This window comes from Shewanella sp. (assembly GCF_051658185.1).
Classification (GTDB): Bacteria; Pseudomonadota; Gammaproteobacteria; order Enterobacterales; family Shewanellaceae; genus Shewanella.
The window spans coordinates 1-7,753 of sequence record NZ_JBOFMC010000306.1 but is presented as its reverse complement, the minus strand read 5'-3'; the positions used below and the strand labels follow the sequence as shown (position 1 = coordinate 7,753).

Genomic DNA, 7,753 nt, shown 5'->3' with positions numbered 1-7,753 from the left:
GAACGCCGAGGGTTGAATCAGCACCTTGATTGGGAAATGGAGGCCTTTGAGCATGGACTCGCGATAGTGTCACTTACGTTTTGTGATTAACATGGGTCAAGCGCGGATAAGTGCGCCTTGTGCACGCATTTTTAGGGGCAATCGCTTAACTGTGAGTCTGCGTGCTTGCGTATTGCCGCCTGACCTCCTATGATCCCCCGGTTTTATCATTCACGGTGATCTTTTAATGTTGCATTCTCCGCTTTCTGCCAGCTCGAACGAATTAGTGATCAGTATCTTAACTATGGTATTGGACCAAGGAAAACCCTTAGATCGTGCTTATTCTCAGCACTTTTCTGGGTTACAGCTTGTCCCGGCTGAGCAGGCTCGCATTGCCCTCGTGACAGGGGACATACTGCGTCGCTTAAATTTATATTGTTTTTTAGCGGAAATCAGCCCAGATGAAATGGAGCGTTTTGGCTCTAAATTGCTGAATGTGTGGCACTTATTCCATCAGCTTGATTTGCCCAGAATGCAATATGCTTTACCGGTCGATCCGCAGCGCCTAGCCGCGCGTATCGAGCAAGCCAAGGCGCAGCCGGTGTTGTGGGATGGCTGCCCAGAATGGCTCGATGTGATGGGGCGAGAGCAGTTAGGTGAACAATGGCCTAAGGAGCGCGCGGCGCTCTGTGTGGCGCCTAAACGTTTTGTGCGGGCCAATGGTTTAAAAGTGTCCCGGGAGGAACTGGCGGCAAAGTTGGCGGCAGAATATGTCACGACCACGTTGGTGCCCGGAGTCGAAAGCGCGCTTGAGGTGACCTCAGATTCGGCGCTGTTTCGCACTCAAAGTTTTAAAGAGGGCTTATTTGAGCAGCAGGATGCCGGCTCGCAGCGCGTCGCCGCCGCATTGGATGCAAAACCGGGCATGAGAGTGATTGATGCCTGTGCCGGCGCGGGTGGCAAAACTTTGCACATTGCCGCGCAAATGCAAGGTAAAGGGCGCTTATTGGCGATGGATGTTGAGCAGTGGAAATTAGATAAGCTCAAAGAGCGGGCTAGACGCAGCGGCGCTTACAATGTTGAGACCCGTTTAATTGCCAGCAGTAAAACCATTAAACGTCTAAAACTGAGCGCCGATCGCGTATTGCTTGACGTTCCTTGTTCAGGGCTTGGGGTATTAAAACGTAACCCTGATGCCAAATGGCGCGACACGCCGGATCGTTTGCCGGTACTGATGGACTTACAAAAACAGATTTTGGCAAGTTATAGCCGTATGGTGAAGGTCGGTGGGATCGTAGTCTATGCCACTTGCTCTATTTTCCCCGGTGAAAACCGCGAACAAATCGACGCCTTTCTCGCGCAAAACGATAACTTTCGTTTACTCGAAGATGAAACGATTAGCCCAGCAGACACTGGCTTTGATGGTTTTTATTTAGCAAAACTCGAGCGTATTAAAGAATAACAACATTAGGCTTAGCGGGTTACCGTGGATGGTTATCCTCTATGTATGGCCTTAATGGCTGTGTCGCGGAAAATGTCACCGCCGTGTCGCATGTCGCCTTGCGGCGATGTTGTTAATAAAAAAAGCACCGTTTGGTGCTTTTTTTATTTCTTTTCAGTGGCCTAAGGCTTGGTATTAAGCTGGCTATTAATCACTAGGCTCAGATATTGGGTAAAATCATGGCCATGGTTTTGCAGCATCTTAGGGAACATCGAAATGGGGGTTGAACCTGGGAACGTATTGATTTCGTTGAGTAGAATTTCATTCTCAGCGGTTAAGAAAAAGTCGATACGTGACAGGTGACGCAGTTTCATGCCCTTAAAGGCTTTAATGGCGTAGGCGCGGATCTGATCGCTGACCTCTGGGGAAATGTGCTGCGCAACCACATCGGTACGGGCCTTACTGCTCTTGGCATACTTTTCATCGAAGGTATAAAACGTATTGCTATCGCAGATAATTTCCCCCGGGAGGGTGGCCACGATTTCCCCTTGATATTCGTATACCGCGACTTCTAATTCGCGGGCTTTAATGGTTTTTTCAACAATCACATAAGGTGCATAGCCAAAGGCATCCTTAAGGACGGCGGCGACTTGACTGCTGTCATCGACACGATAGCAGCCTACCGATGATCCCTGAGAGGCCGCTTTGATAAAAATCGAGCCCCAGTCGGCTAAGGCGGCCTGAGTTTGGGCAATGGCCTCTGCGTCATATTGGTTTAAGAAAATATACGGCGTATTAGGAATACCTAACGCTGAAAACCACATCTTAGCGGTGATCTTGTTAAAGCAGTTGCTACTCGCTTCGGACTCACAGCCAAAATAGGGCAGCTGGATCAGGTTAAAATAAGACTGAATGTCACCGGTTTCACCAGGATAGCCATGAATGCAGGGGATCACATAATCCACTGGCCAAGAGGCTTTGGTTTCATCCCGAAAGCGGATCTCCCGACTATTGGTCAATTCACAGTCATCGCCTGCCACAGTGCGATACTGGCCAAATTTATCGAGCTCTACCCGTAACACGGCAAATTGATCGGATTTTGCTAATGAGGTTTCAAAAAAATTCGCCGACATTAGGGAAATATCGTGTTCTGCACTTCCACCGCCGCACAGCAAAAGTATGTTGATTTTAGACATGCTGATTCCTCAATTGCGCAAAATGGATGCCAGAGTGTGTGTCTGCTTTACATCCTTTTAAAAAACCGCAGCCATCTTAGTTTTCTTCGGCCTCTGAGTGCAAGTTTTGCCGCTTTAGCGCGAGATTAAACGGTGAATTTTAACGCACTAAGGAGCTGATGCACCGATTTTGCTGATTTTCCTTAGGGTTAACGGCGGTTTTACACGACCCAACGCGGGCTTAACGTGCTCACTTAGGGGATGGGTTTGTGCTTGTATCCGTACTTGACTGAGTACTTGACTGAGTACTTGACTGAGTACTTGTCTCGGTACTGGTGTGAGTTTGGCTCTGGCTCTGGCTCAGGTTGGGTTGCGCCGCCGTCTCTGACTTCATAATGGTTGCTGAACCTTTGGGGCACGAGGGAGCCGCTGCGGCGTCAGTTGGCGTGGCGGGTGGCGCGGATGGCTGAGGAGACGCCGCTGGTGTTTCCTCATCTTGCTTGAGTACTTTATCTTGCATGAGTACTTTGCGCTGATCTTGCTGCCCAAACTGCGGCAACTTGAACTTAGCGCTGTACCTTAAGGCGGCAAGATTACTGACGATGACGCCAAGGACCAAAATCACAATGATCCAGGCTTCTAAGTTTGACATGCATCGCTCCTCACTGGTGTTATTGCGCTTAGACTTGGTTTTTGAACTTCACTCTTAAATTTGGCTCTTGAACTTGGCTTTTGAATGAACTTGGCTCTTGAATTTGGTTGCCAGCGGTTATCATCCGCTGTCATCAGCGGCCGTCACAGCGGATGGCTCAATCTGACAAGCGTGATTGAACCACCCGTTAAGGCCGAGTAATTAAGCTTGAGCAGCGCTTAAGGTGGCGAGGTATTGCTCACAGCGCGCAATGTCTTCGGGGGTATCTACCTCGACAGAATCGACCTGACTCAGGGCAATTTTGATGCGGTAACCGTGTTCCAATGCGCGTAATTGCTCCAGCTTTTCGAGATCTTCTAGGCGTCCTAATGGCAGCTGCGCAAAGGTTTTGATGAATTGACTGGTATAAGCATAAATCCCTAAATGTTTGTAAACCGGATAATCTTGGGTATCACGGCCATAGGGAATACGGGCACGGGAGAAATAAAGGGCATAAAAATCATTATCGAAGACCACTTTAACCTGCATAGGATCATCAAGAGAGGCTTTGTTGACAATCTGAAAGCCGAGGGTGGCCATGCTAAATTCGCCGGGGTGCGTTTTGAATAAGGTAATTAATTGTTCAATCGAGTCAGGATCGATAGCCGGTTGATCGCCTTGAACATTAATCACCAGATCTTCATCTTTCAGCCCTAAATGGGCAATGGCTTCATTGATACGATCGGTGCCCGAGGCGGCATCTTTCCCCGTCATCACCACTTTGCCGCCAAAGCCTTCAACGAGGCTTTTAATGCGCTCGTCATCGGTGGCGACATAAATTTGCGTGAGACCTTTGGCAAGCGATGCCCGCTCGTACACATGTTGGATCATCGGTTTGCCATTAATCAGGGCTAAAGGTTTGCCCGGAAAGCGACTAGAACCGTATCGAGCCGGGATTAACAGAGTCACATTCATCAAAGTATCCTATTTTTCAATGGTATTGGTTTTTATGCGTGGCTGACATGCAGCTCGGTGGCGCAAGGTGCGCTAGGGTGTGGCGCGCAGATCGCGGTTGCGATCGATGGTGACATCCAGATCAGTTAATAACCCATTATCGATGCCATAGATCCAGCCATGCACAGCGATCTCTTGGCCACGGTCCCACGCCTCTTGCAGTATGGTGGAGCTGGCGACGTTAGCGACCTGTTCAATAACGTTAAGCTCGCAGAGGCGATCAAAGCGTGCTGGCTCATCGAGGGCTTGTAATTCATCTTGGTAGAGCCGGTGAATATCGCGCAAATGGCCCAGCCAGTTATCGATAAGTCCTAGGCGTTGCTGGCGCATAGCCGCGCGGACACCACCGCAGCCATAATGGCCAACCACCATAATATGTTTGACCTTGAGGACATCGACCGCGTATTGCAATACCGATAAACAGTTCAGATCGGTATGGATCACCATGTTGGCAATATTTCGGTGGACGAAGACTTCGCCAGGCATTAAATCGATAATTTGATTAGAAGGTACGCGGCTATCTGAGCAGCCGATCCACAGGTATTCGGGATTTTGCTGTTTTGCGAGTTGCTCAAAAAAATCGGGATTTTCTTGGCTGATACGACCGGCCCAGCGGCGGTTATTATCGAATAGCGCTTTGAGTAGTTTCATCTTAACCTATTGTTCATTGTGCATCATTAATTGGCGTCAATGCTCATTGTTATGCCGCTTTCCCACGAGCTGTGGGAGTATACCAGCAAATTGCCTGTTGCTGGTCTATCCAATGTACCACTTGGGCAGGTTATCTGCCCAGCCACGCTACACTGTTGCCCTATTTGGAGCGGCAACCCGCAGGACGAATTCGTCCACTAGGCTATCTAACCTTGCTAGGACCGCCTCTTTAAGCAACATATTGCTATTGGCGATAAGTGTTGCCAGCTGATGCCGATCAAACTGAGGCAACAGAGTGCGTGAGACCGGAAAATAGCTAATGTGCCAAGGTTCCGGGCGCACGCCACTGAGATGCGCTTGAAAAGGGAAGTAAAAACCAAAGTCCTCACTATGGACGCTAAGCCAGGCGTGTAGCTTGGCGCAGGGCCCCGGCGCTTGGTATTCGGCGTCCACGAGCCGCAAGGCATTAGGCGCAATGCGTTTGGCATCAAAGACATCCACATCTGTACCCCAATGGTGGCGCGAAGCGCCAGGGAGGGCAGACCACAGCAGGATCAAATCAATGAGCGCATCATCGGCTAAGCCGTCGATTGCCACAGGTTGTTGATTGGCATCTAATACTGGCCGCTGCCCACTTGCCTTGGCATTCCAGATCGCCAATTGGCGTTCAAAGGAGCGATAGGCCGAGCAAATGGCCAATTGTATATCGTCTTCGGCAGCCTTTGCGGCCATGGCGTCAATCGCCTTGGCCGTGTGAGGCTCGAGCAAAAATGGGCTGGCCTGTGGATGATGCGGGCTTAAGTAAGTCACGAGCTTAAGCTCGCTTAAGCCGTAGAGTTGCTCATTGACAGGGGCGATGGCGGGGGTTAACACAATAGCTGTTCCAAGATAATTTCATAGCACAGGGCTAACTGCTCCAGATCATCGACTTTGACGCATTCATTGACCTTATGAATCGTGGCGTTGACTGGCCCAAGCTCAAGCACTTTGGCACCGGTTGGCGCGATAAAACGTCCATCGGAGGTGCCGCCAGTCGTTTGTGGCGAAGTCTCATAGCCTGTTACTTGGGCAATGGCAACGCGGGTGGCATCGAGGAGGGGACCTTCACCGGTTAAAAATGGCAACCCATTGAATACCCAGTTTATATCATAATCTAGTTCATGGGATTGGAGTAAGGCTTCGACGCGCTCAATCAAAATCTCTGCGGTTACTTCGGTGGAATAGCGGAAGTTAAACATCACTTCAAGGACGCCTGGGATCACATTCGAGGCGCCAGTGCCCGCCTGAATATTGGCGATTTGCAAACTGGTCGGTGGGAAGAATTCATTGCCATTGTCCCAGTGCATCTGGGAAAGCTGCGCCAAAAAAGGCGCCGCTTTGTGGATGGGATTATCGGCAAGGTGGGGGTAGGCGACATGGCCCTGAGTGCCCTTAATGGTTAAGTTGCCCGTGAGGCTACCGCGGCGGCCATTTTTAACCACGTCCCCGAGTTTGATGGTCGATGACGGTTCGCCGACTAAGGCCCAGGTGATTTTCTCATTGCGCGCTTCGAGGGTATCAATGACACGAGTGGTGCCATTGATAAAAGGACCTTCTTCATCGCTAGTGATTAAAAAGGCAATAGAGCCTTGATGATCAGGATGTTTTGCCACAAAGCGTTCGGTGGCCACCACCATGGCGGCAAGGGAGCCCTTCATATCTGCCGCGCCGCGGCCATATAAATACCCATCGATAATGGTCGGCTCAAAAGGCGGCGTGTGCCAGCGACTGATGTCCCCAGGGGGCACGACATCGGTATGGCCGGCAAAGCAAAATACGGGGCCTTGATTGCCCCGGCGGGCCCACATATTGGTGGTATCTTCAAATACCATGGGCTCGATAGTAAAACCTACGGCGCTAAGCCGTTGTGCCATTAAGGTTTGGCAACCCTCATCGAGGGGCGTGACCGAGGGGCGGGCGATTAAGGCTTGGGTTAATGCGGTGACCGGATAAGTATCGGCGTCGATCATAGGGAGAATACCTTGTGATAATCGGCTTCGTTAAAGCCTACGATGATCTGCTCGCCATTGACGAGGACCGGACGTTTGATAAGCGTTGGATGAGCCAGCATCAGAGAGATCGCTTTGCTGCGATCGATTGCGGTTTTATCGGCGTCGCTTAGGGTTCTAAAACTTGTACTGCGCTGATTGAATAGGGTTTGCCAACCTAGGGTGTCACACCATGCTTCAAGATCTTCCTGGTGCAGGCCATCCTCTCTAATATCGTGGAAAGTGGCAGCAATTTGATGATGTTCAAGCCATTTGCGTGCTTTACGTACAGTATCGCAATTTTTAATACCAAAAAGAGTCAACATAAGGCTCCCCTGTTGATGGGCGCTTGGCAGACAAGCACGTTGATGTTTGAGGCACGATCATTTTATAGGTGCATTGATTTTACAGGCATTGTGGCATTGTGAGCCAGATGTCACAAGGGGTAAGCGCCGTCGCTTGCTGGATTTTGCGGCAAAATAAAGGCTGAAGTACAGGCTTCAGCCTTAGGTCAGTCCATCATCAATGCCTATCATCTTTGGCCTTTGGCGCATGCTCAGTGGCGAAGGCGCTATAGCGTATGCACTGTGGTGGATGGTATAGCCAATAGCTAAGGGAACGTCACTCAACGGACCGGTTTAGAGTTGCACAGTAAAAATCACGTCTTTACCGGCCGTAACACTGCCTTCGGCTTTCTCGAGGTATTTAATATCTTCCATATTGGCCAGCACCACCGGCGTGAGTAGGCTGTCGACCTGATCCCGTAAAAAAGGTAAATCAAACCACAAGATAGGATCGCCGGCCTTGACCGTTTGTCCTTCTTCAGCAAGGCGTT

7 protein-coding genes and 2 pseudogenes are annotated in these 7,753 nt (G+C 50.1%); 1 reads left to right on the top strand and 8 read right to left on the bottom strand.

What is annotated here, in order from left to right; all coding sequences use genetic code 11:
- The first annotated feature begins 226 nt into the window (after window positions 1-226).
- Window positions 227-1,441 (top strand): RsmB/NOP family class I SAM-dependent RNA methyltransferase, encoded by a 1,215-nt coding sequence (locus ACRCZA_RS11680; RefSeq protein ID WP_438674602.1) that lies wholly within the window; start codon window positions 227-229, stop codon window positions 1,439-1,441.
- A 161-nt stretch (window positions 1,442-1,602) separates the two neighbouring features.
- On the opposite strand, the gene ACRCZA_RS11675 is transcribed toward ACRCZA_RS11680, so the two are convergent.
- The 8 genes and pseudogenes from ACRCZA_RS11675 to ACRCZA_RS11640 all read right to left on the bottom strand — a co-directional run.
- Complete coding sequence (locus ACRCZA_RS11675; protein ID WP_438674601.1) at window positions 1,603-2,616, bottom strand: D-alanine--D-alanine ligase; 1,014 nt, start codon at window positions 2,614-2,616, stop codon at window positions 1,603-1,605.
- Between the two features lie 513 nt (window positions 2,617-3,129).
- Window positions 3,130-3,247 (bottom strand): annotated as a pseudogene (locus ACRCZA_RS11670) (DUF2897 family protein); the annotation flags it as partial.
- A gap of 201 nt (window positions 3,248-3,448) precedes the next feature.
- Window positions 3,449-4,201, bottom strand: coding sequence for a 3-deoxy-manno-octulosonate cytidylyltransferase (gene kdsB / locus ACRCZA_RS11665; RefSeq protein WP_438674600.1), 753 nt, complete (start codon window positions 4,199-4,201; stop codon window positions 3,449-3,451).
- Window positions 4,202-4,273: 72 nt separating this feature from the next.
- The gene (gene can, locus ACRCZA_RS11660; RefSeq protein WP_438674599.1) at window positions 4,274-4,891 is read right to left on the bottom strand and encodes a carbonate dehydratase; all 618 of its coding nucleotides are present in this window, start codon (window positions 4,889-4,891) and stop codon (window positions 4,274-4,276) included.
- Window positions 4,892-5,038: 147 nt separating this feature from the next.
- Window positions 5,039-5,767: a M15 family metallopeptidase gene (locus ACRCZA_RS11655; RefSeq protein ID WP_438674604.1), complete on the bottom strand. Its 729-nt coding sequence runs from the start codon at window positions 5,765-5,767 to the stop codon at window positions 5,039-5,041.
- Window positions 5,758-6,900 (bottom strand): succinyl-diaminopimelate desuccinylase, encoded by a 1,143-nt coding sequence (dapE, locus tag ACRCZA_RS11650; protein WP_438674598.1) that lies wholly within the window; start codon window positions 6,898-6,900, stop codon window positions 5,758-5,760. Before dapE ends, ACRCZA_RS11655 begins: the two co-directional genes overlap by 10 nt.
- Window positions 6,897-7,241 (bottom strand): ArsC family reductase, encoded by a 345-nt coding sequence (locus tag ACRCZA_RS11645; RefSeq protein WP_438674603.1) that lies wholly within the window; start codon window positions 7,239-7,241, stop codon window positions 6,897-6,899. Before ACRCZA_RS11645 ends, dapE begins: the two co-directional genes overlap by 4 nt.
- A 315-nt stretch (window positions 7,242-7,556) precedes the next feature.
- Window positions 7,557-7,753: pseudogene (locus tag ACRCZA_RS11640) on the bottom strand (PTS glucose transporter subunit IIA); the annotation flags it as partial.